This window comes from Qipengyuania marincola (genome assembly GCF_029688625.1).
GTDB lineage: Bacteria > Pseudomonadota > Alphaproteobacteria > Sphingomonadales > Sphingomonadaceae > Qipengyuania.
Genome location: NZ_JARULC010000002.1, coordinates 1 through 26,404, shown reverse-complemented (window position 1 = coordinate 26,404; position 26,404 = coordinate 1). Strand labels below are relative to the sequence as shown.

Genomic DNA, 26,404 nt, shown 5'->3' with positions numbered 1-26,404 from the left:
GAATTCCTTCGAGGGAGGCCGCTCTGGCCGAGCGCGACCTCCCCCTTCTATTTTCATAACTCTCTCGGCCTACACGCCGAGCATTCCCTTCATTCCGGGATCAGTCGGCCCGGCTAGCGGGCCCTTTAGCCAGGAGCAGGTTCATCGCTTCTGCGAGACCGCGCTGTCGATCGGCCTCGTCAGCCCAGGGCCGCTCGACCTTTCGAAGGCCGCGATCGAACTTGAAGAAAGCCTCTGCCGCTTCGGCGACGACCTCATCGGGGATGAGGTAGAGTCCGCGATCTCGATCCACCCATGCGCGCATTGATGCAAAGCGCTCGGCACCGCCGTTCTCTGCGAACAGCACGGTGAAGTCGCCGATGCATTCGCCGTCAGGATAGTGCAGGCATCTCACGCCAAGGGCGCTCGTCCCCAGCATCGCGATGCCTCTTGCCATCTCGGTAGAGGCTAGCCTGAGCCCAGGCATGAGGACTAGCGATCGCGAAATGTCGGATGAGCTACCGACACTGTCGGGGATCAGAACCTGGTCACCTGCGAGTTCGTAGGCGGTCAGTTCGGCGAGGTTCTGGCACATAAGCAGAGCGCCTTCATAGGACGCTGTGCCCTTCACTTGTTTCTTTGTCATGGGAGTCTCTAGGCGGGGCGCAGCTGGCTGAAGTCTGCGCACCTATGGTGGAATTTTCACCTTCCGGCGTCAGCCACCAGACTTCTCAAATGACATTTCTACTTGTCTTCACGGTAGAGAGCAGCCGCGAATTTAACGAGCGTCCTACGGCAGCTTTGCGCCCCCAAATCGGTCACTCTCCGGATTGTCGGCGCGCTCTTAAAGCGGACATTCCACTCGGAGCCCAATCTCGATGAGGGAACGAGGACTAAGATCTTGTCGATGAAGCCCAAACGTCGGAAGAGGCTAGCAAGCCCTACTTCAAGTAGCGCGGAGTTCTCTGATGCCCACTATCATCCTGTTAATCGTCTCTAACATTTTCATGACCGTAGCCTGGTATTGGCATCTCAAGGGCGGCATGTCGAAGCCGCTGTTTACGGTCATCATGATCAGCTGGGCAATCGCCTTTGTCGAATACTGCTTCGCGGTCCCTGCCAACCGCATTGGCTATGCCTCAGGCTTTACAGCGGGCCAGCTCAAGATCATGCAGGAAGCCATCGCGCTCACAATCTTCGGCGGCTTCATGGTGCTTGTGCTTGGCGAAGCCTTATCTTGGCGACATTTTGCCGCGTTCGGATGCATCATGGCCGCTGTCGGCTTCTTGTTCGTGGGTCGCTGAGATGACCACGAAACTCGAGCGGGAGATTGGGCTTGTCGGAGCTGTTCTGCTCGGGCTTGGCTCTATGCTGGGATCGGGCGTTTTCGTCAGTATTGGACTTGCCGAGAACATGGTCGGATGGTGGGTGCTTCCGGCGATCCTTCTGGCTGCTCTCGTGGCAAGCTGCAATGCCCTTTCGAGCGCGCAGCTCGCAGCAAGTCACGCGAGGGCGGGAGGGACTTACGAATATGGCTACGTTTTCCTGTTTCCGGCCGCAGGGTTCACGGCGGGCACGATGTTCCTGCTGGCAAAGTCGGCGTCTGCGGCCACAGCGGCCCTAGCTTTTGCGGCTTACCTCGACGCATTGATTGGAACCGATCTGACGCTGGTTCCGGTTGCGCTGACGCTGATCGTCGCGCTGACCGCCCTGGTCTTGGCTGGTCTCCGCCGCGCCAACTGGCTGAATGCCGCCATCGTTTTGCTGGTCGTTGCCGCACTTGCTGTCTTCGTAGTGCTGGGCGGTGTGAGCCAGGATGCGGAACCCTTAAATTCCGTGCAAGCGTCTGCGCCGAATTTCCTCCATGCCTGTGCGCTGCTGTTCGTGGCCTTCACCGGTTATGGGCGCGTTGCCACCATGGCCGAGGAAGTCCGCGATCCCAAACGCACTATTCCGCCTGCCATCCTCGCAACCATCGCCGTCACTACCATACTCTATCTAGGCGTTGGCCACGTACTCACTCTGCACGCGGGGTCGCTCACGGATGCTGCCACGCCGCTGGAGGCCGCCTCACGCGCCTTTGGGCCCGAATGGCTCGTCATCGTCGTCGCGGCTGCCGCGATGCTCGCGATGATCGGCGTCCTGCTCAACCTCATCCTCGGGCTGTCGCGGGTCCTGCTCGCTATGGGGCGACGCGGCGATGCACCGGCACTGTTTGGCAAACTGCGCGGCGGAGAGCCTGTTGCCGCCATCGTCGGCATGGCGGTGGTGGTTGGCGGGCTTTGTCTTCTGGGCGATATTCGTGTTGCCTGGACCTTTAGCGCAATGACAGTGTTAGTTTATTACGCGATTACGAACGCGGCGGCTCTGCGGCTGCAAGGAGAAGAGCGACTGTTCCCGCGCTGGATCGCTTGGGTGGGGCTTGCCGGATGCCTCGGGCTGGCAGCTTTTGTGCCGCCGCTGTACTGGCTCTCGGCCTCGCTTGCTCTCGGGGCTGCCTTTGGCCTTCGGACAGTGATCCGGTTGCGGCTGACTAGCTGACTTGCTGGAAGCCCCCTCGCGTCCGGTTCGCAATCGCGACCAGCGAGAGCATGACCGGTACTTCGACCAGCACTCCTACTACCGTTGCCAGTGAAGCGCCGCTTCCTAGCCCGAACAGGCCGATGGCTACCGCCACAGCCAGCTCGAAAAAATTCGATGTGCCGATCAGTGCGCAGGGTGCAGCCACTGCGTGGGGGACCTTCCAAGCCTTTGCCCAGCCATAAGCGATGAAGAAGATGCTGTAGCTTTGGACAACAATTGGTGCAGCGATCAGCGCGATGAGCAGTGGACGTGCGACGATGGTTTCCGCCTGGAAGCCAAACAGCAGCAACACGGTCAGCAACAGGCCAATGATCGAAAGCGGCTTGGTGCGCCCAGTGAACTCTGACACTGCCGCCTGATCGCCGCCATGCGTCGCAAGCAGCCGATGCCGCACGATGGCCCCCGCCACGAGCGGTACGACGACATACAGTGCGACCGAGAGCAGCAAGGTGTCCCACGGCACAGCAATGTCGGTAACGCCGAGCAATAGCGCGACGATGGGTGCAAATGCGACGATCATGATGAGATCGTTCGCCGCCACCTGCACCAACGTATAAGTTGGATCACCCTTGGTGAGATGCGACCACACAAACACCATCGCGGTGCAAGGGGCCGCACCCAGTAGGATCAGCCCGGCGATATACTGCTGCGCGTCGGCAGGTGCGATCAGGTCGGCAAAGACTACCTCGAAGAACAGCACGCCCAGCGCCGCCATCGTGAATGGTTTGATCAGCCAGTTGGCCACCAGCGTGATGATCAGCCCCTTGGGTTTGTCGCCGACGCGGCGCACCGCGCCAAAATCGACTGAGACCATCATCGGGAATATCATCGCCCAGATCAGCACCGCGACGACGAGGTTGACCGAGGCGTATTCGATAGCCGCTAGCGACGCGAACAACTCTGGCCCGGCATTGCCAAGCGTAATTCCAGCGAGGATCGCAGCGCCGACCCATACCGAGAGCCATTTCTCGAACAGGCCCAAACCCGCTACGCGGGCATCCAAGTCAGCAGTTGCAGAGGTCATTGCTTGTCAGCGTCCTTTCCGATGGCCTGCAGCCTTTCGCACAGGGCAATTTGCTCAAGGCTGGCAATCGGGAGCGCCAGCATCAGGTCGATGCGCCGCTTGAGCATGCGAAAGGCATCGAGGAAGGCCGCTGCTTTCTCAGCATCGCTGCCCTCTGCCGCCGCCGGATCGGGAATACCCCAGTGTGCCGAGGTCGGACGCCCAGGCCAAATCGGACACGTCTCCGCCGCTGCGCTGTCGCAGACGGTAAAGATCAGATCGAACTCTGGCCCATGAGCAAAGTCGCTCCAACTCTTTGAGGAATAGCCGTCTGCCGGATAGCCCAAAGCCTTGAGCGTGTGGATCGCCCAAGGGTTGACGGTGCCAGTTGGATTGCTCCCGGCGCTGTAGGCTTTGAATCGGCCTTCGCCGTCATGGTTGAGGATAACTTCGCCCAAGATCGAGCGAGCGGAATTGCCCGTGCACAGGAACAGCACGTTCAGCGGTTGATCGGACATTTGGTAACCTCAGCAGCAGGAGGTCTTGGCGGGAGTCAGCTGCGGTGCACAGCAAGCGCTCGACGCGGCGTCGGCGGAGGCAAGTTGATGGAGATCAGGATTGCCGCCGTAGGTCGTGCTCTCGCCATCGGTAAGAAAGGCTTCCCACACCACGCCATCGGGATCGGCGATCCAGCTCTTTTCCGATTGCGCATAGCAACAAGTCGTTGCACCTTCTTCGAGCACGGGACGGTCTGCAGCTCTTAGGCGGCCATAGACCTCTTCGAGTTCGGTCTTGTCCTCGACCTGCAAGCCGACGTGCTCGATGCCCTTGGCCGCATCCTCGCGCATCGAGATCGCAAAATTGATGCGGGGATCGTCGAGCATCCACTTGGCGTAATCCGCCTTCACCACTGTAGGTTCGGTTCCGAACAGGCTCGAATAGAAGGCGACAGACTTGTCGATGTCGGTCACGCCAACATGCACGTGGAATCTCTTCATCAGGCACTCTTTCGTTGAGGTGAAGGAAGGCAGGCAGCGTCCTCGGAACAGGACATGCCGCCGCAGCAGTTTTCGGTGAGGTAGCCCATCAGGCCGTTCATCGCGGCATAGTCCGCCGAATAGATGATAGAGCGGCTTTCGCGCCGCTGGGTTACCAATCCCGCATTGGCGAGCTGGCCTAGGTGGAAGCTCATCGACGATGGGGGAACATTTAGTTTTTCAGCCAGCACCCCGGCAGCAACGCCTTGCTCGCCCGCCTGCACCAGCAAGCGGAACGCGGCAAGGCGATGCTCCTGTGCCAGGGCAGACAGTGCGCGGATGACGCGGTCGGCTTCCATCGCTCACTCCAACAATTCGATAAATATCGAAATATGGAAGAGTGCGACGGGCGTCAAGTTTTATCACGCGAGCAATCTTGATCCGCTGCTGACCTAAGTCTGCTTTGAGCAGCACTTTGACCGATACCGGCCTGTCGGCAACCAGCCCAGTTCATGTCGGCGTGCCAACCACCCAACCTTCGACGTTTCAATATCAGCTATTGCACGAGAGCGGTCCTGCAATCGATTTTCTGAGAGGTCCATGACCTCGCAGCTCGCTTCCAGGAACCATCGATACTCTCTTCCTACCTACCTGATCTTCGAATCCCAATGCGCCCAATTTCCCACAACACTTGCAAATGAGAATGACTCGCATTAGCGAGCTCTCCGATTGCGTCCATGGAGCGAATTTTGAAACCTATTTTTCTTACGGCCACCGCCACGTTAGCGCTGATAATTGCATCGCCTGCCTACGCGCAGGATCGTTCGGCACAAACCGGCGACCCCACCGACGAAGCGGACGAGCAAACAATCGTCGTCACTGGCGCGCTCACGGACTTCGGGGCAACAAAATCCGATACGCCGATAGTGGAGACAGCTCGTTCGATTTCGATCGAAACCGAGCAGGATTTCGAGGAAAAGGGCGCCCAGTCGCTGGACGATGCGCTGACCTATTCGGCGGGCGTCACGGCCGAACCCTTCGGGTTTTCTACTCGCGGCGATTTCGCACAGGTTCGCGGTCTCGATGCGCCCGAATATCGCGACAATCTTCAGTACCTGTTCGGGTTCTACAATACGACCCGGCAGGACATTTATACGCTCGAGCAAGTGGAAGTCCTGAAGGGTCCGGCATCGGTGCTCTACGGCGCAGGCTCGCCCGGTGGCATCATCAACGTCGTGACCAAGCGGCCGCATAGCGTCACACAAGGAGAGGTCCGGCTCGACTACGGCAGCTTCGCTCGCGCGCAGATCGCGACCGATATCAATATCGCTATCCCCGGTGCGGAAGATCAGGCGCAGTTCCGATTTGTAGGCATCCTGCGCGATGCTGATACGCAGATCGAACAGGTAAGCGACGACAAGCTTGTCATCGCGCCCGCGCTTACCCTGCGGCCCGCGACCGGCACCGAGGTGACGATCCTTGCCAATTATTCGGAACAGCGATCCGATACCGCGCATCAGTTCCTGCCAGTGACGGGAACACTTTTCCCGACCGCCGAGGGTCAGGAGATCGATCCATACGCATATCACGGAGCGCCGGGTTTCAACGCTTACGATACGGAAAGCTTCGCGCTTACCCTGCTTCTCGAACAGCAATTCAACGATACGTTCTCGTTCGAGGCGGTTGGTCGCTACGTCGATTCACAGGCCGATTATCGGCAGGCGTGGATCGCCTTTCAGGGTAATGGCGTGCCGCGCATCGACGAAAACGGGGACGGGGCGTGGACATATTATCTGGCCGACAACCGCAGCGAACAGCTTGCGCTCGACGCACGCCTGCGCGGCGAATTCTCCACCGGGCCGATCGAACACGAATTGCTTGTCGGGGTGCAGCGCCAGGACGTCTTTACCGATTCCGACACCGCCTACATCTTCAACGGCGGCACGTTGAACGCCTTCGATCCACAGTACCAGGATGTGCTGAGCGTCGAGGAGGTTCGGCAATTCCAGGGCAACGGTCCGCGCAATTACGTGGACTCGACGGGGTTCTACATCTCGAACCAGATGAGCTGGGGTTCGCTGGTCGCCAACGCCGGTGTGCGTTTCGACAGCGTCGACAATCGGGTGGAAAACGGCTCCACGCAGAAGGACGACGCCACCAGCCTCAGCTTCGGATTACTGTGGCGCGGCCCGGCAGGCATTTCTCCCTATGTCAGCTATGCCGAGAGTTTCGAGCCGGTGGTCGGCATCGACACGATTACCAACCAGCAATTGCTGCCGCAGGAAGGGCGTCAGTACGAGGCCGGGATCAAGTGGCAGCCGACCGGCATCAATGCCCTTGTCACACTGTCGGCGTTCGACATCGAAGTGTCCAACTTGCCCAATCCCAATGCACTGGTGGGCGGCAACAGCCAGCAGGAAGGCATCTCGAAGATCCGCGGTATCGAGTTCGAAGGCAACGCGCTGGTTGGCGGGCTGCGGCTTGATGCCAATGTCAGCTATCTCGATGCCGAAGATCCGAACGGCTTTGCGCTGACCTCGATCGCCGACTGGCAGGCCTCGCTGTTCGCCCTGTACAATTTCCGGGGCGCGCTCGACGGGCTCAGTCTGGGCGGCGGGCTGCGCTATGTCGGTGGGAACGAGAGCAACGGTATCTCGGCGATCGATGGCAACCTGCTCACCTACCGGGTGGATGGGCGCACGGTGGGCGATCTGTCGCTCGGCTACGACTTCGACCGGTTCGAATTCAGGCTCACCGCGCGCAATGTCACGAACGAGGAGTATTATGCAGTCTGCCTGGTCCGCGGCGACTGCTTTCCTGGCGAGAAGCGCAGCATCAACGGTTCGGTGACGGTCAGCTTCTGATGGATGGCGATACGTCAATCTGGATAGCGGCTACGCTGGCGATCGCCGGTGTGGCCGTGCTCCGGCTGTCTTGGGGAAAGCCCCAACGTTCGACGATACTGAACATCGCTGGCTGGGTTACCCTGCTGGCGGCGCTAGTCGTGGGTGACAGCGCGGCGGGCGAATGGGGCGTAGCTGTGATCGTGCTTGTCGCAACCTTCGCGGCCAGCGTGGCGCTGGCCTTCGCGGCGGCGAAACCAGCCCGCAAAGCACGCGCGAAAACGATCAGGACGAGCCATCGGGGAAGCAGCGAGATTACCGTGGCCCAGCGATCCGGCTGGGTAACCTTCCTCATCGCCGGCCCGCTCGCTTTGGTTGCGAGCCTACTTCTCGCGCTAGCCATCAGGGCCGTCATCCTGACGACCGGGGGCGCGGAGGCGGACGGCAACGTCGCCGTGCTGGCCACCGTTCCGGTGGCATGGCCCGTCCTTACTTTCGCCCTTCTGATGATGACGCGGCGCACCCGGCAAGTTGCCTGGATTGCGGGCATTGCGGCACTATCGGCGTCCTTACTCTTGCTGCAAGGCGGCCCGGCATGACCATAGCACTCTCCAAGGGAACGGTACGTAAGGCGATCTCCGCGCATTCGGCCCTAGGGCTTGTGTGCTGCGCTCTGCTCTACCTGATCTGCGCTACCGGCACGGCTATCGTGCTGTACGAAGAATGGCAGCGGTTCGAACAGCGCGATGCGCCCGAGATGACGGCAATTGCGCCCGCCGCCATCCAGCGCGGAATCGAGAACGTGCTTGCGACAGAAAGCGACAGGCCGACCACGACCCACCTCTACGTCCATCTGCCGACGGAAGATCTGCCGCGCACGACGATCACCACCGATACGCAGGCGGTACACATCGACGAAAGCGGCAGTATCGCGATGCCGGAAGAGAATGCCTGGGCCGAATTCCTGCTGGCACTGCATTACCGGCTGAACCTGCCAGCCGTAGTCGGCATGTCGTTAGTCGGACTGTTCGGCGCGATGCTGGTCGCCCTAACGATCTCCGGCATCGCGGCGCATCCGCGCATCTTTCGCGACGCCTTTCGCCTTCGCGCGCGGCGAGGCGACGATGTCGCCACGCTGGACTGGCACAACCGGCTGGCTGTCTGGACGATACCCTTCGCCCTGGCGATTGCGCTGACGGGCACCATGATCGGTCTGTTCTACATTTCGGGGTCGGGTCTTGCAGCAAGCGCCTATGGCGGCGACAGCGAAGCCGCGCTTGCTCCGGTCTTCGGCGGCGAGCCCGAAGGCGACGCTTCACCCGCGCCGTTTCCGGATGTGGCGCCGACGCTTTCCTACATGGAGCGCGAATATCCCGAGACTCGCCCCTATTATGTCATCCTGCACGACCCCGGCACGGCGGGACAGCACATCCAGATCGTTGCCGAACATCCGCGCCGGCTGATCTTCGGCGAGTATTACGCATTCTCCGGTGACGGCGATTTCCGCGGCACGGCGGGCATGGCGGACGGTACCGTCGGCCAGCAACTAGCGGCTTCCACCTACAATTTGCATTTCGGCAACTATGGTGGGCTACCGGTCAAAATCGCCTACATCCTGTTCGGCCTGGCGATGACCACCGTGGTGGCGACCGGGACGTTCATCTGGCTCGACAAGCGTGACAGGGCCGGCAAGCCATTCGCTTATCTGCGGGCAAGTTGGTGGGGCTTTGTCGTAGGCGTTCCCGCGGGCATGACAGCCACACTTGTTGCACGCCTGACACTTGGCAACGATGCGCAGTTCGTCGCAATCTTCTGGTCGGTATGTTTGCTGACGATCATATCGTCGCTGCTTTGGGTGAAACAGACCCGAACGACAATCGAAACGAGTGTTTCTCAGCTCCCAGTCGAGTGATGCGCTGCGTTTAGAGCGCGTTGCGCGAGTGCTATGGGCCGTGGCGGAAAGGCATTTCCAACCCGTTTGCACTTTTGAGCGGACATTCCGCTATCGGCCCCATAGGCGACACTTGGCCTTCGATATGGGTTCGAATTTCCGGGAGGATTCCAGCGGCGAACTTCGATCCGGAGAAGACACCGTAGTGCCCAAGTCCTCCCTGGATGTGGTTGTGCTTATCTTTCGCCGGGATCCCCGAGAAATACCGTGTGCCGCTTCTGTCTGGCCAGGCGGGCAAAGGTGGTCATTTGCGCCCTCCACGGTCAGAACTCGCATCCCTTTGACGGAAGCGAAGTCCACCTTCTCCCCGCGGTATTCCATCAGTCCGCGCGGTATATGGTGCTCCATGAAAACCTTGCGCAAGCTCTCGATGAGATTTGTCTAGCTCGCGCTTTGGGCTGGACAATTCCTTCTTTGTCGAACTTGTCACATCTGAGGTTCATTGGCACCGTTCAGTGAGCCAGGTTACACCATGTTTTACAGCCGTTTCTTTACTCCCATCCTTGCAGGAGCCACTCTGCGCGATCGTCTTATCGCATGCGTTGGAGGTATCGCAGGGATTTCCCTAACCAGCCTGATTTCTTGGATTTTTTTGCCTGACAGCCTCGCCCTGCTTTTCTTGGTGGCGCCTATGGGCGCATCGGCAGTATTGGTGTTTGCGGTGCCAGCTAGTCCACTCGCGCAACCTTGGCCGGTTATCGGAGGAAATACGCTTTCAGCCTTGATCGGCGTGGCTTGCGCTCAAGTCATAGCGATCCCGCATGTCGCAGCGGGACTGGCGGTCGGTCTCGCGATCCTCGGTATGTCGCTGACTCGTAGTTTGCATCCGCCGGGAGGGGCAGCCGCACTGACAGCTGTTATTGGAGGACAACAGGTTGCGGCAGTAGGATTTGCGTTTGCATTTCTGCCAGTCGCTCTAAATGCAGTCTGCCTTGTCATAGTCGGTATCGTTTTTCACCGGGGGTCAGGGCACAGTTATCCCCATAAGCCTCAACCGCTTGCTGGACATTTTCTGCTCGAACGAGACCTGGCGCCTCCCCACACTCAAGACATAGTAGCTGCATTAGCTGATTTGGGGGAAACGTTTGACATAGGAGCAGATGACCTAGAACTGATCGTTCGCCGCGTAGATTATCATGCAGCAAGACGTCGCAAGGCCGGGAATCAAAAAACTGGTCACGCAACATCCGCTGCTAAGACGTAAGTGCTCGCGGCGTTCTGACAATTCCCACATTTTGCAAACTCACATATCGGGATCTCACGCTTGGCCTTGGGTGTTCACTTGCCACTGATGTTAGGCAGGGTGGCTTTTCGAAACCGTGCGGGCTGCGATTTGGATCTTGGTGACAAAGCTTCTGATTGTCGACGAAGGCATCGAGGAATGCTGATCTACAAGATACTGGAAACACGACAACGAAGTTTATTTTCGAGTTTCGATGAGTTCGACTGCTCGCCTATTGAATTAGTCATATCAAAGTCGCATTACACACTCATGGCTCAAGTCGATCATGGTCTCGGGGTGATGGTTCCGGCCGCCAGCAGCACCGCACGCCTGCATGCCTAGAGCGCGTATGGCGCTCTAGGGGTATGCGCCGTGATGCCGCTCGTTGCATCGACAATTTTCTAGCCCGATGCATGAACATGCTCAGGGCATTCTCGCTTTATTTGCGAGACCGGAGCCATTTGTGTTCTTTTCCCGTTTTACCGTGCTCGGCATCAGCCTGGCGGGCTCGATCTTTGCCTCATGAGGCTTGACGATGCGTGGGCATTGCCAGTTTTTCTGCTTCTTGCCCTAATCTGCGTTTTGGGTGTCATCGACCTTACGCAAACAAAACATGCTGTGCGCCGCAACTATCCCATCATCGGTCGCCTGCGCTGGGCCTTCGAAAAAATCAGGCCGGAAATTCGACAGTATCTGATCGAAGGCGACGACGATCGAACGCCCTTTTCTAGAGCGCAAGCCTCGCAGATGTTCGCCTAGGAAGACGATCGCAAGACCAGCTCCCATGATCGGCATGATGTTCATATACATTCCGGTTCCGGCGGACCCGATAAGTTCCACGCCCCTGTTGAAGAAGAGGTAGGCAAGGATAGACGGAAAAATCGAAACATATCCGATCGCCAGCAGGCTTTCCTGCTGCAAAACGATATGTCGGTCGGAACTGAGTTCCAGCGCATAGAACGGCGCAATTTCGGCTATACCGATGACCAAGGTCACTGCGAAAAGGCTGAGGGGATGGATCGTCGGGCGATGACGTAGCATTACTGCGTAGATCGCCCAAAAGCACACTGCGAGGCCGATGACGAGGTCGCCTTCGTTGAAGCTCAGGGTACCGAGAACGTCGACGTTACCCCGAGCGATGATCCAAAGCACGCCGGTCAGAGCGATGGCGGCGCCGACGATCTGGCGCAGCGTCGTTCTGTCGCCCATGAAGATCGCGCCAAGAAACAGAATGAGGGCAGGCTGGCCCGACTGCAGCAACATGGCGTTGAGCGCGGTGGTCTCCTGCAAGCCGGTGTAAAGCAGCGTGTTGAAGGCACCAATGCCGAGAGCGCCAAGCACAAGCAGCATTTTCCAGTTCGCCCGAATGACAGGAGCATCCCGCCGCAAATGGCCCCATGCGAATGGCAGAATGATAGCCAGGGCAATCGTCCATCTCCAGAACGCCAGGGCGACGGGAGGGACTAGTTCGCGCGCCGCACGCGCAACGATTGCGTTACCAGCCCAGAACAGAGCGGTGAAGGTAAGGAGCACGTAGGCGCGCGACCACATGCTTCCAAAAAAGCGAGAACTGTTCTGCAAGAGTAACCCTGTCGAAACACTGCCGCCGAGAGTTAGGCAGCGCGCTCCTCCAATAACTGCATCAGGCCGCGCGAAACACAACCGGAAGGATCGTTGGCGATGGTGACCGGAACACCGCACTCCGCGGTGATCGCTTCAGCCAAGAACTTTGCGCAGATCCCGCCGCCCGTGGCGACAACGCGCTCGCTCAGCAGGTCGGCGGCAAGATCGGGAGATATCTCACCCACCACCAGCCGGGCGGCATCAGCGAAACGACCGAAGTGTCGCTTCAACACGGGATGGAACTCGGAAACCGGCAAGGTCAACGTTCCTGGAAGACCATTGTGCAGTGATCGGCCTCTGATTTCCACTTCCGCGTCCTCGGCACAATCTTGAGCGAGATGCTTCTTCAACGTCTCGGCGGTGATTTTGCCTATGAGAAAGTGATGCCTCAGATGAAGGTGTTCGGTAATCGCCTCGTCGAGGCCGAGACCGCCCAAACGCACGGAGCGCGAACGGCATTGTCCGTCGATCGAGAAGACCGCAACCTCGGTCGTTCCGGCGCCGCATTCGACGACCATGGACGCGCGCGCTTCGCGGACGGGAAGTTCTGCCCCGATAGCCGCTGCAAAAGGCTCGCGCACCAGTTCGATCCTCCCGAAGCCGGCATCGTCCGCGGCAGCGATCAATGCATTTGCTTCCGCCTTCGTGGCATCCGCCGGAATACCGATCATGGCTGGAAGACCCCCTCTGCGCTTCTTGCCAACCACAGAAGACAATCCATGCGCAAGCAATGCGGCGGCGGCTTCCATATCCTGCAGAACGCCGCGGGCGAGAGGACGGCGGACCACATGAGTTCCGGGAGCCCGATCAACCATCGCCAAAACATCCCGACCCGCTGCAATCAGCTTCATCTGGCCGCCAGCCTTGTCGTAATAGCACAAGGATGGTTCGTCGAAGACCACACCTTCGCCTCGCACCATGATACGCATGTTGGCAGTGCCGAGATCGATAGCGAGGTCTGGTCCGCGCTTGGATCCAAAGGAAGGAAAGTTCATCATTTCCCATTGATAGGCGTCCCTGACACGAAAGTCTCGCAATTGTCGACGAGACGATCGGTCAGTTGTCATTTGACTAAACCAAAGTTCGCGCCCACATGTACGGCATGGTCTTTTCGCTACACTTTGACCGACATCTCGCGCACGCAGGTCAGCTGCCCGCACGGGCGCACGCCTCGTCTCTACGGCCGTGATCCGGTCCGGGGCGAGGCTCCCGGACGATCGACAGCCCTGCCGCGAACTTCGTGCGGCTCCCAAGCGAGTTACGAAAAATGACTACCTCTCAACTCGGCGAGAAGCCGACCATTCACGTTATCGATTCTGAAGCTGACGCACTCTACGACTTGGCGATGTCTATCGAAGAGCGCAGTCCCGATGTAGCGGGAAAGCTCTGCGAGGAACTGGACCGCGCTGATGTGGTGGCAGCCGAAGACTTGCCTCCGGACATTGTGACCATGGATTCGGAGGTCGAATTCGTCGATGAGCGATCAGGCGGCCGGCGCAAGGTTCAACTGGTATGGCCGCGCGATGCGAACATGGACGAGAACCGTCTCTCCGTGCTGACCCTCGTGGGCGCCGGTCTCATCGGAATGCGAGCAGGGTCAGCGATCGACTGGCCCGATCGTTCTGGTAGAGAACGCTGCCTGCGGATCGTCGACGTGCGACAGCCGCTCAGGACTGATCGGGTGGCTTAGGTCCGCCCCGCGCGTTGCGGATATCTCAATTGCAGAGTGATCACAGTATGGCGAATATCTCGGAAAGATCACCGGACGAAGCTGTATCGGTCCTGTCAGAAAACGCAGAGCAGCGAAATGACCTTAATTTCTGTCAGGCCTGTTCCGTTCGGAACCGGGCGATCTGTGCCGACCTTGATGATCATGAGGTTGAGCTTCTTAACGGGATCGGGCGCAGAAGGCACCTAGACCCGGGCGAAACGCTTTTATGGGAAGGCGAAGAGGCAATATTTGTCGCGAACGTCGTTTCAGGCGTAATGAAACTTTCGACCCAGACGAGCGATGGTCGCGAACAGATACTCGGACTGGCCTATCCTTCGGATTTCATCGGTCGGCCGTTCGGTGAGACCTCTCCATACAGTGCGGATGCCCTTGGAGAGGTCGTGGTCTGTGTCTTCCGGCGCATGGATTTCGAACGCTTTGCGCACGAACATCCCCGTCTGGAACGCAAATTGTTAGAACGCACTTTAAGCGAACTCGATAAGACCAGACGCTGGATGTTGCTTCTCGGGCGCTTAAACGCCGAGGAAAGACTCGCCACGTTGCTCCTTGAAATCTTCTCTCGAAATACCGCGCCAATGTGCGGCTATGCGTCTCCGCAGGATAATGATCATTTCGAGCTTCCCATGTCCCGACAGCAAATTGCGGATATTCTGGGTCTCACAATCGAGACGGTGAGTCGCCAATTCACCAAGTTCCGCGACGAAGGCGTGATCGCAATGTCAGGACGTAGAAGAGTCACCGTAAGACGTCGCGAGGTGCTCGAGGCGCTCGCAAAATGACTCTAGGCTCGATCCAGTCGTTTGAAACCGTTTAACGGTCGCTAATTCGAACCAATTTGATCTGCCTCAAAGACTGCAGCCATGAACTCTCCCACGGTAGCCGGCAATATTTCCCCGGAGCCTGGACCTTGTCGGACAACGATCTGCATCGCTTCTTCACCGCGATCCTGCCATCTAGCCTAACGCAATCAAAGATGTCGCACCTGAAATCATCCGGGCGCGAGCTCGAACTTCCGCGCGGTGTCAATACCGAGTTTGCTTCCGAAACACATCGATGGGTCATTTTCGTTGCGGATGGGGCGGCGAAACTGGTCGGCCATGCCGGTTCCGATCGAGAACAGATCGTAGCTTTCGCACTGAAGGGCGATATTCTGCTGCTTCCGGATGGCCGCACAGTGCAATATTATCTGAGCGGTCTCACCGACACCAAGATCCTTGCATTCCCGATAGATGATCTCGTTCGGACTATTGCTTCGGATAGCGATGCCATAATGGTCATTTTCGACCGCGCGCTCGCCGCCCTCGACTACTGTAATGAGATGTCCGTTCTTTTGGGTCGCAAGACAGCGTTTGAGCGCGTCGCAAGTTTTCTCGAGTCGATGGGACAGCGCATCGGCAACGAGCAGGCGGGCGTCACATCTATCGATCTACCGATGTCCCGGCGCGAGATAGCCGACAGTCTGGGACTGACGCTTGAGACCGTAAGTCGTCAGTTTACCGAGCTTCGGGAGCAAGGGGTCATCGACACCAAGGGCAGATCGGAAGTCTCGATACTCTCGCCCCATCGCCTCCGTGACCTGGCGAAGCTAAAATCTGGAAAAGCAGAAAGTTTTCGAAAATTGACTCAGATCAATGCACGATCCGAGTCGTCCGAATAAGGCTGCCCGAAAATTTTTCGGAGCATTACATGCAGGCAGAAGCCGCCCTTGGACGCGTTGCTCTTTGGTTCGTCGTCCTAGTCCTTTCCGTCATTCTCGCAGGGACTGCCCGTGACACCGGCTTCGCCGCGCATGCGACAATTCTGGGTATTCTAGCTTTCGTGATGATTTGGGTGACCGCCTCACGTTTTGATCCACTGGGTAAGGCGCAGGGGTTCTTCAAAATGCCCGAAGGACCATCAAGATACGACGATGACCCTGTCCGCTGGGGTGTTCTGGCTACGATGTTCTGGGCTCTCGTTGGCCTTCTCGCGGGTGTCTTCATCGCGTCGCAGTTGGCGTTCCCGCAGCTCAATATCGAGCCCTACTTCAATTTCGGCCGTGTGCGCCCACTCCATACATCTGCGGTGATCTTCGCTTTCGGGGGTAACATTCTCATCGCAAGCAGCTTCTACGTCGTCCAGCGCACCTGTCGCGCTCAGCTGGCGTTTCCGGCGCTCGCTCGGTTCGTGTTCTGGGGCTACCAACTGTTTATCGTCCTGGCGGCATCGGGCTATCTTTTTGGCGTCACCCAGAGCCGCGAATATGCCGAGCCCGAATGGTACGTAGACCTTTGGCTCACTATTGTCTGGGTCGCCTACTTGATCGTCTTCGTAGGCACGCTGGCTCGCCGGAAAGAACCGCACATCTACGTCGCGAACTGGTTCTACCTCTCGTTCATCATCACCATCGCTATGTTGCACATCGTTAACAACCTCGCAGTGCCCGTTGCTTGGAACGGGTCGCTGTCCTTCTCGGCCTTTGCTGGGGTCCAGGACGCGCTGACGCAGTGGTGGTATGGTCATAACGCGGTCGCGTTCTTCCTCACCGTGCCATTCCTCGCGATGATGTATTACTTCGTGCCGAAGCAGGCCGAGCGACCGGTCTATAGCTATCGTCTCTCGATCATTCACTTCTGGTCGCTGATCTTTCTCTACATCTGGGCTGGACCCCACCATCTCCACTACACGGCACTGCCCGATTGGGCGCAGACGCTCGGCATGGTCTTCTCCGTGATCCTGTGGATGCCGAGCTGGGGGGGCATGATAAACGGCCTGATGACCCTTAACGGGGCATGGGACAAAGTCCGCACCGATCCGATCATTCGCATGATGGTCATGGCGATGGCATTCTACGGCATGGCGACCTTCGAAGGACCTATGCTCAGTATCAAGGCAGTGAACTCGCTGTCGCACTATACTGACTGGACCGTTGGCCATGTGCATTCCGGAGCGCTGGGTTGGAATGGGCTCATCAGTTTCGCGGCGGTCTACTTCCTTGTTCCGCGTCTGTGGAAGCGGGAGCGCATGTATTCGCTGCGGCTGATCAATTGGCACTTCTGGCTCGCGACGCTCGGCATCGTTTTCTATGCGGCAAGCATGTGGGTGGCGGGCATTACGCAAGGGCTGATGTGGCGTGAATACGGGCCTGACGGTTATCTCGTGAACAGCTTTGCAGAGACGGTCGCCGCGCTGCATGAGCTTTATATCATCCGCGCATTGGGAGGCGTCATGTATCTCAGCGGAGCGATCATCATGGGCTACAATGTCTGGATGACCATCGGCGGCAGGCTCCGCGAGGAAAAGCCGATGGGAGCCATGCCCGCTTATGACCCCGATAAAGACCGACCCATTGCAGGCTCGGCTTCGCCCGAACCTGCAGAATAGGATAGATCGTCATGGGCCTCGCTACCCAGCATAAGAAGCTGGAAAAGAACATTAACCTACTCGCGATCTTCTCCTTTATCGCAGTGTCGATCGGGGGCATCGTTGAGATTGCGCCTTTGTTCTGGATCGACAATACGATCGAGGAAGTAGAAGGAATGCGACCCTACACGCCGCTGGAGCAAGCGGGGCGCAACATTTACGTGCGTGAAGGCTGCTATGCCTGCCACAGCCAGATGATCCGTCCGTTCCGCGACGAGGTGGAGCGCTACGGGCATTACAGCCTGGCCGCCGAGAGCATGTATGATCACCCCTTCCAATGGGGATCGAAGCGCACCGGGCCTGACTTGGCGCGCGTCGGCGGCCGGTATTCGGACGAATGGCACGTCCAGCATCTCGAGGATCCGCAAAGCGTGGTGCCGGAAAGCATCATGCCGAAGTACTCGTTCCTTGGTGAAACACCGCTCAATACCGACAACGCCTTTGATATGCTGGTAGCCTTGCGCCGAGTGGGCGTGCCCTACTCGGATCGCGATATTGGCGAGGCGATGGCGGACATGATCCTTCAGGCCGATCCCGATAGCGGCGGCGATGTCGAGGATTTCCAGCAGCGCTACCCCAAGGCGCAGGTTCGCGATTTTGATGGTGATCCGAGCAAGCTTACCGAAATGGACGCGCTCGTCGCGTATTTGCAGATGCTTGGCACGCTGGTCGACGTCGATAGTGCGGCAGCACAAGAGCGGCTGGCCGAGGAGAAAGGCCGATGAGCCTCTACGACCAGTTGCGCCACTTCGCCGATAGCTACGGCCTCGTCGCCCTACTGTTTCTGTTTCTCGGCCTTTGCCTCTGGGTGTTTCGTCCCGGCGCAAAGCAACGCAATCAGGAAGCGGCGCGTTCGATATTCAATGATGGAGAAACCGGGGAGCGCCCAGATGGCAAATAAGCGCATCGACGAGCCAACCGGCACGGAATTTGTCGGACACGAATGGGACGGCATCGAAGAACTCGATACGCCGATGCCGCGCTGGTGGCTCTGGTCCCTCTACGCGACGATTGTCTGGGGGGTGATCTACGTGATCCTCTATCCTGCATGGCCGCTGGTCAACAAAGCAACCGAAGGCGTGCTCGGCTGGAGCAGCCGCGGAGAGCTCGCCGAAGAGATGAGCGTTGTCGATCAAGCGCGGGCCACCGTGCGCGAAGAGCTCGCGCGCATTCCGATCGAACGCTTGCCAGAGAACAGCGAACTGTTTGGGCAGGCAGTGGCTGGTGGCCGGTCTGCTTTTCAGGTCCATTGTTCGCAATGCCACGGCTCGGGAGCGGCCGGCAGCCAGACCCTTGGCTATCCCAATCTCAACGATGATGACTGGCTCTGGGGCGGAGATATTAAAGCCATCGAATACACGCTCGTAAACGGCATTCGCGCACCCGGCGTCGACGATACAAGAATGAGCGTTATGCCTCCATTCGAAGGAGCGTTTGATTCAGACCAGCTCACTGCAGTCACAAATCACGTTCTTTCCTTAAGCGGGAAGGCGACGTCGACCGCTTCCGGAGCTCAGCTATACCAAGACAACTGCTCCGTTTGTCACGGACCTTCAGGTGAGGGAAATCGTGAGCTTGGTGCGCCGCGCCTTAACGATGCCATCTGGCTCTATGGGAGCTCACCAGAGCAGTTGCGCACTCAAATTCTCAACCCGAAAATGGGTCGCATGCCGCACTGGAGTGGACGTCTCGATCCGGTCACGATCAAGATGCTATCGGCCTATGTGTGGTCTCTCGGCGGCGGCGAAGAATTCGTCGAGGTCGCTGAAGATCCTGCGGTGGAGGTCGATGAAGAGCCGTGATCCCAGTCGCGCGTCGAGCGTTCCTCCTCGCCGCGAGGGCGAGGAGCGTGACTGGTCGGTTGTCGTTGAGGACGGACGGGCGAAGACGAACGAGCCGGTATCGAGCGCCGTAGCCGAACCGGAAGCAACGACTCTACGCCACGAACCGCACGAGCCGCCGCGACAGCACCTGCCGACGAAACTGTTCGAGAAGCGCACAAAGGTCCACAACAAGCGGATCGACGGGCCTTTCCGGCGTTTCAAATGGTTCGTCATGTTAGTTACTTTGGCGGTCTACTACGGCACGCCCTGGATCCGCTGGGATCGTGGTCCTTATGCACCCGACCAAGCGGTGCTTGTCGATCTGGCGAATCGTCGTTTCTACATGTTCGGCATCGAGATCTGGCCACACGAGTTCTACTACGTCGCCGGTCTTCTGATCATGGCCGCACTTGGCCTGTTCCTCGTGACGAGTGCGGTTGGACGCGCCTGGTGCGGATACGCTTGCCCGCAGACTGTCTGGACAGACCTGTTCCAACATGTGGATCGTTTCGTCGACGGCGATCGTAACGCGCGCATGAGGCTCGATGCCGCGCCACTGGGACCGAAGAAATTTTCGAAGCGCACGTTCAAATACACCATCTATCTCATCATCAGCTTTTGGACGGGCGGTGCATGGATCATGTATTTCGCCGATGCCCCAACATTGGTGCGAGACTTCTGGGCGGGCGAGGCTGCGCCGACCGCATACATCACTGTCGCCATCCTGACCCTTACCACCTTTACGCTCGGCGGCTTCATGCGCGAGCAGGTCTGTATTTACATGTGCCCCTGGCCCCGCATCCAGACCGCGATGATGGATGAGAAGTCGCTGCTGGTGACTTACAAGGACTGGCGCGGCGAACCACGCGGCAGCGTCAAGAAGGCGCAGAAGAACCCCGGCAAGTTCGGCGATTGCATCGACTGTCTGCAATGCGTCGCTGTCTGCCCCACTGGCATCGACATTCGCGAGGGTCCACAGATTGGTTGCATCACCTGCGCGCTCTGCATCGATGCGTGCGACAAGGTTATGGCAGATATCGGCAGACCACGCGGCCTCATCGACTATGCAACGCTGGAAGATTGCGAACACGAGGCGAACGGCGAACCCACGCGTTCGCCTTGGAAGGCAATTTTTCGACCAAGGACCATAGCTTACTTCCTGATCTGGGGCAGTGTCGGCCTTGCCATGCTGTTTGCCTTAGGTGTGCGCAGCCATGTCGGTGTCTCGGTTTCGCCCGACCGTAACCCGCCTTACATCCTAATGAGCGACGGGTCGGTGCGAAATTCCTACACGCTCAAACTGCGCAACATGGAGAGCCGCCCGCGCGAAATGGAGATCGCTGTCGAGGGGCTGCCTGGCGCACTTATGTGGACCGATACGATCGGACGAGACGATGCCGCGCGCTCGCAGATCAAGACGGTCCCTGCCGATCAGGTCCTCTCGGTTCGCGCTTATGTCATCGCGCCGGAGGGCACTTCGACGCAAGAGTTCAATTTCAGAGTGACCTCGCGCGACGAGCAGCAAGAGTCGGCGACAACCGAAACGCGGTTCGATACGCCCGGAGGTGAGCAGTGAAGCGCGAATTTACCGGCAAGCATGCGGCGACTATCATCGTGTCTGGCTTTGCCATCATCATCGCGGTTAACTTGTTCATGGCCACGCTTGCCGTTCGCGGCTTTGGCGGCGTAATCGTCGAGAACTCCTATGTCGCAAGCCAGGAATTCAACGACTGGCTAGACGCGGCGGAGAAGCAAGAAGCTCTGGGTTGGATGGTCGAGATGACCCAGAGCGAGAACGGGCATCTTTTGATCAAGACTGCTTCGGTGCCGGCTGGCGCCACCGTCACCGCCGTGGCTCGCCGGCCCCTTGGGCAGGCGGAAACCACGACCCTGAGTTTCATTGAGGCGACCCCGGGCAATCACGTGTCGCTCGAGCCGCTCGATGCGGGACGTTGGATTGTCCGCTTGAGAATCTCGTCCGAGGATGGCCAGACTTGGGCGACTGAAGAGCACCTGTCGTGAACGCCCCGGCAACCCTAGATATTCCTGAGCGCCCTGGCCTGATCGATAGCCGGTTCACCGTTCCCGGTATGCGCTGCGCAGGTTGCATCGCCAAGATAGAACGCGGTTTGCAAGAGCTCGACGGTATCGAGGCAGCGCGCGTCAATTTGTCCGCCAAGAGGGTGGCTGTCCGGCACGACAGGGCGCTCGATGCGGGCGATCTTGTCGATGCCATTCGAAAGATCGGTTTCGAGGCTCAAATCGCCGAGGCGAATCCACTAGGCCAAGACGATACTGAAAGGCGTATGCTCCTGCGCTCGCTTGCCGTGGCAGGGTTCGGCATGATGAATATCATGCTGCTTTCTGTAAGCGTCTGGTCGGGCGCGGGCGGAGTGACGCGCGAACTGTTTCACTGGCTCTCAGCTCTGATCGCATTGCCGGTGGTCGCCTATGCAGGGCGCCCCTTCTTTTCCAGCGCAGCCATGGCCCTGCGGTATCGCCGGACCAACATGGATGTGCCGATCTCGATCGGAGTCCTGCTGGCGACCGGGCTAAGTGTCTATGAGACCACAACTGGCGGCGAGCATGCCTATTTCGACAGCGCGGTCATGCTGCTTTTCTTCCTGCTTTGTGGTCGCGCGCTCGACGCAACCATGCGTAATAAAACGCGTGCAGGCATAGGCGCGCTCCTTTCGCGGATGGGCAAGTCAGCGAGGGTCCTGAAGGCTGATGGATCAAGCCAAACCATTGCCGCGCAAGATCTCGAGCCTGGAATGCTCATGCTCGTTGCTGCAGGTGAAGCGCTGGCTGCCGATGGCGTCATCGAAGAGGGAAAAACTTCGATCGACAATGCAATGCTTACTGGTGAAAGCACGCCAGAGGCTGCGGCAGAGGGAAACACGGTCTACGCCGGGGCAATCAATCTCGGAGATCCGATCCGCGTCAGGGTGACCGCCGCTTCGTCCGATACTGCGATTGCCGAGATCGCGCGTCTGATGGATGAAGCGGGTCAGTCGCGTAGTCAATATGTCCGCATCGCCGACCGCGCGTCCCGTCTGTATGCGCCTGCCGTCCATACGCTTGCGCTGCTGGCGTTTGTAGGATGGATGATCGCGGGGGCGGGTTGGCACCAGTCGCTGGTGATCGCTATCGCGGTGCTCATCATCACATGTCCTTGTGCAATGGGACTGGCGGTCCCGGCTGCTCAAGTCGTGGCGTCAGGAGCGCTCGCAAAAAGGGGAGTGCTGGTTAAGGATGGAAGTGCGCTCGAGCGGCTGGCGGAAGTCGATATGGCATTGTTCGACAAGACCGGCACGTTGACGCTTGGAGAGCCGGTCCCCAGCCTCGATCATCTGACAGATGAACAGAAAGCCATCGCACTAGGATTAGCGCAGGCTAGTCGGCATCCCTTGAGCAGAGGTATCGCATCCGCCCTGGAAGAGGCAGGCGTTTCCGCTGCATCGCTTACCGCAATTACGGAAACAGGAGGACGAGGCGTCAGCGGGATGCATGGCGAAACTCCGGTTTCATTGGCGCGAGGTGATATCGATCAAGCCGGCCTCGCGTCCTCGCTGCATATCGCAGAGCAAACCATCGCAATCGCGTTCACTGATCCGGTGCGAACCGATGTGATTGAAACCCTCGGGGAGCTTCGGGCGCTCGGTGTCGAAAGCAAAATCGTGTCAGGAGATCGCCAGTTACCGGTTCTGGCACTTGCAGGCGAACTCGGCATTGAGGGCGAGAGTGAAATGCGCCCCGACACCAAGCTAGCACTGCTTGATGAGTTGAAGGGCGCTGGACGCCGCCCGCTGATGGTTGGCGACGGCATCAACGATGGTCCTGCCCTCGCTGCGGCTTATGCTTCCATCGCACCCGGCACTGCCAGCGACGTGAGCCAACAGGCAGCAGACGCGGTCTTCCTGGGCAAGAGGCTCATGCCAGTTGCCCTAGCCATCGTTGTCGCCCGTCGAACCATGCGCATCGTCCGCGAGAATTTCGGATTTGCCATCGGCTATAACGTGCTTGCTGTGCCGCTTGCACTTGCGGGTTTCGTGACCCCGCTCGTCGCTGCGGTCGCCATGTCTCTCAGCTCGCTGGTAGTCGTTGGCAATTCCCTAAGACTTGCCCGGGTCAGGCACGCTCCGTGAACGTCTTGGTCTTCCTTATTCCGGTCGCGCTATTTCTGGGTGGCGCCGGGCTTGTCCTGTTTTTCTGGGCCATGCGCGACGGCCAGTTCGAGGATCTCGACGGTGCGGCAAACCGCATTCTTATCGATGACGAGGAAGACGATCGGACTGCGATAGGCGAGGGTGAGGATCCTCCCCGATGAGGACCGGTATGTTTTCCCTTTTAGCGCTACTTCCGGCATCGTTCGGGCCTGTTCCCATATCTGCCAAGGCCGTCGAAGCGCGTCTTTGCGGTGGCGGCGTCATCAGCATTCCGATCCCGATGCGCGAGTCTCCACCTGTCGCTCCCTGTCATAGCAAGGGCTGTCATGCACTCTGCTCTCGCAAGCGAATTGATCCAGCGCAATGAATGCGGTCCCAGATACGAGCAGAGAGTCCGCCATGTGGCCCTATCATCCCGACCTGCTGGCAACTCCGGTCCCCCGCTACACGAGCTATCCCACAGCGGCCGAGTTCGCTCCCCTGTCGCCCACCAAATATGCTGAGGCGCTTGGCGGCGTGCTCGGCGCCATTTCGCTCTACGTCCATATCCCGTTCTGCGAGAAAATATGTTTCTACTGCGGGTGCAACACCGGCAAATCAGGAAAGCGACAGCGTCTCGAATCCTATCTCGACGCCCTGTCTTGCGAAATCGATCTCGTATCAAGCATTTTGCCTCGTGATGCATCAGTGCGTCGGATTGCATTCGGGGGTGGTAGTCCAAATGCCATTAGCCCGACCGAATTCCTCACCCTAGTCGACCGCTTGATCGCATGCTTCAGCATCGATGATCCGACCTTCTCGATCGAGCTTGATCCTCGAACGTTCTCGCAAGAATGGGCAGAGGCGATCGGGAGCGTGGGCATCCAACGCGCAAGCCTCGGCGTGCAGACTTTCGCTACCCACTGCCAAGTAGCCATTGGACGCGTGCAACCCGAGAGCCTTATCGAGCACAGCACCGATCTTCTCCGAAAATACGGAGTTTCTTCGCTCAATTTCGATTTGATGTATGGCCTTCCGCACCAGTCGCAGGAAGATCTCAATGATAGTCTGCAGCGCACACTCGCCATGGGTCCGGACCGCATCGCGCTCTTCGGCTATGCTCATGTTCCGCATCTGATTGCGCGACAGCGTGTCATCGATGGGAATGCGCTACCAGGTTCGGAGCAGCGCTTTGCGATGGCCCAACTCGGTCATGCTCTGCTTACAGAGCAGGGATATCGATCGATCGGATTTGATCATTTCGCCAAGCCCGATGACCCACTCGCTCTGGCATCTGTTGGGGGAACGTTGCGACGAAATTTTCAGGGCTTCACCGATGATCAGTCGCCCGTCCTGATCGGGCTTGGCAGTTCGGCAGTAAGTAGCTTCCCGCAGCTCTTGGCGCAGAACGAAAAGAACAGCGGCCGTTACAGAATGCTGGCCGGGCAAAGCCGACTGACGAGTGCGTTTGGCATCACTCGGACCGAAGACGACCGCCATCGCGGGGAGATGATCGAGTCACTCTTGTGCCGCGGCAGTGCTGAAGTCCGGCGAGTTATGAACCGGGAGCTCTTGGATGCTCTGCAACCATTTCTCGATCTTGATCTTGCGACAATCAACGAAGGCCTTCTGTCTATAACACCCTCCGGATTACCCTATGCGCGTGTAATTGCTGCTTTGTTCGATACATATCGCCCGCAGTCTGTCCGTCGTTTCAGTTCGGCCGTATGACGCGGTCCTAAAGGAGTTTTCTCGATGCCCCTGTGGTTCTTTCCTGCTCTAATCGCGTTTTTCGCCGTCATTAGTCTAACTTCCGGAATCTGGTTGCTACTCCATTTACGCGATCTCGCTCGTTTGTTCCGTGGCGATAGGCCGGGCGAGATGGTACGCGGACCGGGGCGAAAAAGAGCCACGCCAGCTGCTGTTTGGACAGCGTTGATTCTGTTCAATGCCGGGTGGATCGCCTGCATTGTCATATGGATCGCCGCAATGTCGGGGGAGGCGAACGCATTGGTCGACGCCAGCGCCTAGCGGCACGCATGCCGGTTTATTCTTCGGCAAGTTCCCATCAGATCAGCAGGAACGCCGCATCGTCTTAAAGCCGCGGAAAAGGAAACGCCAAAAGGAATTAGCGGTAGAAATCCACTTTGAATTGCGCGTCAGCAGACGGTCGCACAAAGTGCATCTTCTCCGGTTCGATTATCAAACTTTCTCCTGCGCGGACGGTAGCTTTGGAGGGAGACGGTCCGGTAACGTGAAATTCAACCGAGCCAGCACCTACGCACAGTCGACCCCAAACATCAGGTTTCAGATTGTGTTCGGAAGTGAGCTTGTCTGGAACAGTCGCTGCGGTGAACATCGGACTTTCGGCGTATTTGACCACATCTGGTGGCAGCTCGTCTGACTGTGTCACGCGCCGGGCCCAACCGCTAGGACGATGATCAATATGCCGACCCCGAACAGAGAGACTGTTGCCGGTACAACGAGCACCTGCGCAAACACCGCCTTGCGATCCATTGGGCCGGTCCAGGTTGGAAGCTTTCCACCGCAATCGAGCGGTGAAGTCTCTTCACGCCCCGCTTGACGCGCACCCAGGCGTGCGACCCCGAAATACATTGCAGTGTACAGGACGGAAACCACGATCGCGAAGCGCGCCGCCGTACTGCCGCCAGTCGCCAAGAATATCGCGAAGAAGAATATGCCGTAGCATGAGAGCATGATCTGCCAGACCCGGGCCGGGAGCTGAAAGCCCGCATTCGCGGGAGCTACTGGTGCAACCGAGAGCGGCTGCAGAAGGCCTTCGAGAGCCCTGATTTCCGCTTCTGCACAAACCTCGCTTTCCGCAATTAAAGTCTGTTGTTCAAACATGGGGGAGGTTCCTTCCTGCTGTTGACCCCGAAATTCCGGTTTTGTCGATCGCGATGCCTGTCAGGAGACTGTCCGCGATTGCGCGGGCTCGGTCGGCAACCAGTCGGATCGACTCCGGTTGGCTCGAGAGCGTGCGGAGCGTGGCGTAGAAGTGGTCCAGCCAACGGGTGAAGTGGTGCTCTTCCAGACCAGTAATCTCGATGTGCTTGCGCATGGGATTGCCTGCGAACTCACCGCTGTTGAACAACAC

General features: G+C 58.5%; 28 protein-coding genes and 1 pseudogene. 18 read left to right on the top strand and 11 right to left on the bottom strand.

All coding sequences use genetic code 11. The features are described 5' to 3' along the window. Positions 1-100: 100 nt before the first annotated feature. A complete protein-coding gene (locus P8Q88_RS05285; RefSeq protein WP_278322804.1) occupies positions 101-625 on the bottom strand; it encodes a hypothetical protein in 525 nt (174 codons plus the stop codon). A gap of 322 nt (positions 626-947) precedes the next feature. Between P8Q88_RS05285 and P8Q88_RS05280 the strand changes: the two genes are divergently transcribed. Beyond that, positions 948-1,283, top strand: coding sequence for a DMT family protein (locus tag P8Q88_RS05280; RefSeq protein WP_061921494.1), 336 nt, complete (start codon positions 948-950; stop codon positions 1,281-1,283). Beyond that, positions 1,201-2,520 (top strand): APC family permease, encoded by a 1,320-nt coding sequence (locus P8Q88_RS05275; RefSeq protein ID WP_278322803.1) that lies wholly within the window; start codon positions 1,201-1,203, stop codon positions 2,518-2,520. The genes P8Q88_RS05280 and P8Q88_RS05275 overlap by 83 nt, the downstream gene beginning before the upstream one ends. Here the strand turns inward: P8Q88_RS05275 and arsB are convergent. Genes arsB through P8Q88_RS05255 form a run of 4 tightly spaced genes read right to left on the bottom strand, consistent with a single transcriptional unit; the run spans position 2,513 to position 4,901 of the window. Continuing rightward, positions 2,513-3,586, bottom strand: coding sequence for an ACR3 family arsenite efflux transporter (gene arsB / locus P8Q88_RS05270; protein WP_278322802.1), 1,074 nt, complete (start codon positions 3,584-3,586; stop codon positions 2,513-2,515). The two genes, P8Q88_RS05275 and arsB, sit on opposite strands and share 8 nt — an antisense overlap. Next, entirely contained in the window at positions 3,583-4,083 is a 501-nt protein-coding gene (locus P8Q88_RS05265) for an arsenate reductase ArsC (RefSeq protein ID WP_278322801.1), read from the bottom strand. Before P8Q88_RS05265 ends, arsB begins: the two co-directional genes overlap by 4 nt. A 9-nt stretch (positions 4,084-4,092) precedes the next feature. Next, the gene (locus P8Q88_RS05260) at positions 4,093-4,563 is read right to left on the bottom strand and encodes an ArsI/CadI family heavy metal resistance metalloenzyme (RefSeq protein WP_278322800.1); all 471 of its coding nucleotides are present in this window, start codon (positions 4,561-4,563) and stop codon (positions 4,093-4,095) included. Beyond that, complete coding sequence (locus P8Q88_RS05255) at positions 4,563-4,901, bottom strand: ArsR/SmtB family transcription factor (protein WP_278322799.1); 339 nt, start codon at positions 4,899-4,901, stop codon at positions 4,563-4,565. Before P8Q88_RS05255 ends, P8Q88_RS05260 begins: the two co-directional genes overlap by 1 nt. Before the next feature lie 390 nt (positions 4,902-5,291). On the opposite strand from P8Q88_RS05255, the gene P8Q88_RS05250 reads away from it, so the two are divergent. Genes P8Q88_RS05250 through P8Q88_RS05240 form a run of 3 tightly spaced genes read left to right on the top strand, consistent with a single transcriptional unit; the run spans position 5,292 to position 9,297 of the window. Next, on the top strand, positions 5,292-7,406 hold the full coding sequence (locus P8Q88_RS05250) for a TonB-dependent siderophore receptor (RefSeq protein ID WP_278322798.1): 2,115 nt from the start codon (positions 5,292-5,294) through the stop codon (positions 7,404-7,406). Then, the gene (locus P8Q88_RS05245) at positions 7,406-7,984 is read left to right on the top strand and encodes a hypothetical protein (protein WP_278322797.1); all 579 of its coding nucleotides are present in this window, start codon (positions 7,406-7,408) and stop codon (positions 7,982-7,984) included. The genes P8Q88_RS05250 and P8Q88_RS05245 overlap by 1 nt, the downstream gene beginning before the upstream one ends. Beyond that, positions 7,981-9,297 carry a PepSY-associated TM helix domain-containing protein gene (locus tag P8Q88_RS05240; protein WP_278322796.1) on the top strand — a complete coding sequence of 439 codons (1,317 nt, stop codon included), beginning with the start codon at positions 7,981-7,983 and terminating at the stop codon, positions 9,295-9,297. Before P8Q88_RS05245 ends, P8Q88_RS05240 begins: the two co-directional genes overlap by 4 nt. A gap of 31 nt (positions 9,298-9,328) precedes the next feature. Here the strand turns inward: P8Q88_RS05240 and P8Q88_RS15055 are convergent. After that, positions 9,329-9,699, bottom strand: a pseudogene (locus P8Q88_RS15055) (hypothetical protein). A 109-nt stretch (positions 9,700-9,808) separates the two neighbouring features. On the opposite strand from P8Q88_RS15055, the gene P8Q88_RS05235 reads away from it, so the two are divergent. Then, positions 9,809-10,540: an HPP family protein gene (locus P8Q88_RS05235; RefSeq protein WP_278322795.1), complete on the top strand. Its 732-nt coding sequence runs from the start codon at positions 9,809-9,811 to the stop codon at positions 10,538-10,540. A gap of 588 nt (positions 10,541-11,128) precedes the next feature. Here P8Q88_RS05235 and P8Q88_RS05230 read toward each other — a convergent pair. Next, positions 11,129-12,091, bottom strand: coding sequence for a DMT family transporter (locus P8Q88_RS05230; RefSeq protein ID WP_278322794.1), 963 nt, complete (start codon positions 12,089-12,091; stop codon positions 11,129-11,131). An 80-nt stretch (positions 12,092-12,171) separates the two neighbouring features. Continuing rightward, a complete protein-coding gene (locus P8Q88_RS05225; protein ID WP_278322793.1) occupies positions 12,172-13,248 on the bottom strand; it encodes a rod shape-determining protein in 1,077 nt (358 codons plus the stop codon). A gap of 200 nt (positions 13,249-13,448) precedes the next feature. Between P8Q88_RS05225 and rnk the strand changes: the two genes are divergently transcribed. From rnk to hemN, 12 genes are all read left to right on the top strand, one after another. Further along, entirely contained in the window at positions 13,449-13,871 is a 423-nt protein-coding gene (gene rnk, locus P8Q88_RS05220; protein WP_278322792.1) for a nucleoside diphosphate kinase regulator, read from the top strand. Positions 13,872-13,918: 47 nt separating this feature from the next. Continuing rightward, a complete protein-coding gene (locus P8Q88_RS05215) occupies positions 13,919-14,692 on the top strand; it encodes a Crp/Fnr family transcriptional regulator (protein WP_278322791.1) in 774 nt (257 codons plus the stop codon). A 128-nt stretch (positions 14,693-14,820) separates the two neighbouring features. Beyond that, positions 14,821-15,570 (top strand): helix-turn-helix domain-containing protein, encoded by a 750-nt coding sequence (locus P8Q88_RS05210; RefSeq protein WP_278322790.1) that lies wholly within the window; start codon positions 14,821-14,823, stop codon positions 15,568-15,570. A 29-nt stretch (positions 15,571-15,599) separates the two neighbouring features. Next, positions 15,600-17,276: a cytochrome-c oxidase, cbb3-type subunit I gene (gene ccoN / locus P8Q88_RS05205; protein ID WP_278322789.1), complete on the top strand. Its 1,677-nt coding sequence runs from the start codon at positions 15,600-15,602 to the stop codon at positions 17,274-17,276. An 11-nt stretch (positions 17,277-17,287) separates the two neighbouring features. Beyond that, complete coding sequence (gene ccoO, locus P8Q88_RS05200; RefSeq protein WP_278322788.1) at positions 17,288-18,040, top strand: cytochrome-c oxidase, cbb3-type subunit II; 753 nt, start codon at positions 17,288-17,290, stop codon at positions 18,038-18,040. Further along, positions 18,037-18,216 (top strand): CcoQ/FixQ family Cbb3-type cytochrome c oxidase assembly chaperone, encoded by a 180-nt coding sequence (locus P8Q88_RS05195; RefSeq protein ID WP_278322787.1) that lies wholly within the window; start codon positions 18,037-18,039, stop codon positions 18,214-18,216. Before ccoO ends, P8Q88_RS05195 begins: the two co-directional genes overlap by 4 nt. Further along, positions 18,206-19,117, top strand: a complete 912-nt coding sequence (gene ccoP / locus P8Q88_RS05190) for a cytochrome-c oxidase, cbb3-type subunit III (RefSeq protein ID WP_278322786.1) — start codon at positions 18,206-18,208, stop codon at positions 19,115-19,117. Before P8Q88_RS05195 ends, ccoP begins: the two co-directional genes overlap by 11 nt. Beyond that, a complete protein-coding gene (gene ccoG, locus P8Q88_RS05185) occupies positions 19,104-20,714 on the top strand; it encodes a cytochrome c oxidase accessory protein CcoG (RefSeq protein WP_278322785.1) in 1,611 nt (536 codons plus the stop codon). Before ccoP ends, ccoG begins: the two co-directional genes overlap by 14 nt. Continuing rightward, the gene (locus tag P8Q88_RS05180; protein ID WP_278322783.1) at positions 20,711-21,160 is read left to right on the top strand and encodes a FixH family protein; all 450 of its coding nucleotides are present in this window, start codon (positions 20,711-20,713) and stop codon (positions 21,158-21,160) included. The genes ccoG and P8Q88_RS05180 overlap by 4 nt, the downstream gene beginning before the upstream one ends. Then, positions 21,157-23,286, top strand: a complete 2,130-nt coding sequence (locus P8Q88_RS05175) for a heavy metal translocating P-type ATPase (protein WP_278322782.1) — start codon at positions 21,157-21,159, stop codon at positions 23,284-23,286. The genes P8Q88_RS05180 and P8Q88_RS05175 overlap by 4 nt, the downstream gene beginning before the upstream one ends. Then, on the top strand, positions 23,283-23,468 hold the full coding sequence (gene ccoS / locus P8Q88_RS05170; RefSeq protein WP_221424238.1) for a cbb3-type cytochrome oxidase assembly protein CcoS: 186 nt from the start codon (positions 23,283-23,285) through the stop codon (positions 23,466-23,468). Before P8Q88_RS05175 ends, ccoS begins: the two co-directional genes overlap by 4 nt. 238 nt (positions 23,469-23,706) lie before the next feature. Then, on the top strand, positions 23,707-25,017 hold the full coding sequence (gene hemN, locus P8Q88_RS05165) for an oxygen-independent coproporphyrinogen III oxidase (RefSeq protein ID WP_278322781.1): 1,311 nt from the start codon (positions 23,707-23,709) through the stop codon (positions 25,015-25,017). 397 nt (positions 25,018-25,414) lie between these two features. On the opposite strand, the gene P8Q88_RS15050 is transcribed toward hemN, so the two are convergent. The 3 genes from P8Q88_RS15050 to P8Q88_RS05155 all read right to left on the bottom strand — a co-directional run. Beyond that, positions 25,415-25,645 (bottom strand): TehB-like domain-containing protein, encoded by a 231-nt coding sequence (locus tag P8Q88_RS15050; RefSeq protein WP_446532545.1) that lies wholly within the window; start codon positions 25,643-25,645, stop codon positions 25,415-25,417. Between the two features lie 50 nt (positions 25,646-25,695). Then, entirely contained in the window at positions 25,696-26,154 is a 459-nt protein-coding gene (locus tag P8Q88_RS05160) for a hypothetical protein (protein ID WP_278322780.1), read from the bottom strand. Next, on the bottom strand, positions 26,147-26,404 hold a 258-nt coding region (locus P8Q88_RS05155), incomplete at its 5' end, for a globin family protein (protein ID WP_512700431.1). The genes P8Q88_RS05160 and P8Q88_RS05155, both read right to left, overlap by 8 nt.

Coding starts and splice junctions, on each gene's coding strand:
- P8Q88_RS05285 (WP_278322804.1), bottom strand. CDS start 625: ATGACAAAGAAACAAGTGAAGGGCACAGCGTCCTATGAAGGCGCTCTG.
- P8Q88_RS05280 (WP_061921494.1), top strand. CDS start 948: ATGCCCACTATCATCCTGTTAATCGTCTCTAACATTTTCATGACCGTA.
- arsB (WP_278322802.1), bottom strand. CDS start 3,586: ATGACCTCTGCAACTGCTGACTTGGATGCCCGCGTAGCGGGTTTGGGC.
- P8Q88_RS05265 (WP_278322801.1), bottom strand. CDS start 4,083: ATGTCCGATCAACCGCTGAACGTGCTGTTCCTGTGCACGGGCAATTCC.
- P8Q88_RS05260 (WP_278322800.1), bottom strand. CDS start 4,563: ATGAAGAGATTCCACGTGCATGTTGGCGTGACCGACATCGACAAGTCT.
- P8Q88_RS05255 (WP_278322799.1), bottom strand. CDS start 4,901: ATGGAAGCCGACCGCGTCATCCGCGCACTGTCTGCCCTGGCACAGGAG.
- P8Q88_RS05245 (WP_278322797.1), top strand. CDS start 7,406: ATGGATGGCGATACGTCAATCTGGATAGCGGCTACGCTGGCGATCGCC.
- P8Q88_RS05240 (WP_278322796.1), top strand. CDS start 7,981: ATGACCATAGCACTCTCCAAGGGAACGGTACGTAAGGCGATCTCCGCG.
- P8Q88_RS05235 (WP_278322795.1), top strand. CDS start 9,809: ATGTTTTACAGCCGTTTCTTTACTCCCATCCTTGCAGGAGCCACTCTG.
- P8Q88_RS05225 (WP_278322793.1), bottom strand. CDS start 13,248: ATGACAACTGACCGATCGTCTCGTCGACAATTGCGAGACTTTCGTGTC.
- rnk (WP_278322792.1), top strand. CDS start 13,449: ATGACTACCTCTCAACTCGGCGAGAAGCCGACCATTCACGTTATCGAT.
- P8Q88_RS05215 (WP_278322791.1), top strand. CDS start 13,919: ATGGCGAATATCTCGGAAAGATCACCGGACGAAGCTGTATCGGTCCTG.
- ccoN (WP_278322789.1), top strand. CDS start 15,600: ATGCAGGCAGAAGCCGCCCTTGGACGCGTTGCTCTTTGGTTCGTCGTC.
- ccoO (WP_278322788.1), top strand. CDS start 17,288: ATGGGCCTCGCTACCCAGCATAAGAAGCTGGAAAAGAACATTAACCTA.
- P8Q88_RS05195 (WP_278322787.1), top strand. CDS start 18,037: ATGAGCCTCTACGACCAGTTGCGCCACTTCGCCGATAGCTACGGCCTC.
- ccoP (WP_278322786.1), top strand. CDS start 18,206: ATGGCAAATAAGCGCATCGACGAGCCAACCGGCACGGAATTTGTCGGA.
- ccoG (WP_278322785.1), top strand. CDS start 19,104: ATGAAGAGCCGTGATCCCAGTCGCGCGTCGAGCGTTCCTCCTCGCCGC.
- hemN (WP_278322781.1), top strand. CDS start 23,707: ATGTGGCCCTATCATCCCGACCTGCTGGCAACTCCGGTCCCCCGCTAC.
- P8Q88_RS15050 (WP_446532545.1), bottom strand. CDS start 25,645: ATGTTCACCGCAGCGACTGTTCCAGACAAGCTCACTTCCGAACACAAT.
- P8Q88_RS05160 (WP_278322780.1), bottom strand. CDS start 26,154: ATGTTTGAACAACAGACTTTAATTGCGGAAAGCGAGGTTTGTGCAGAA.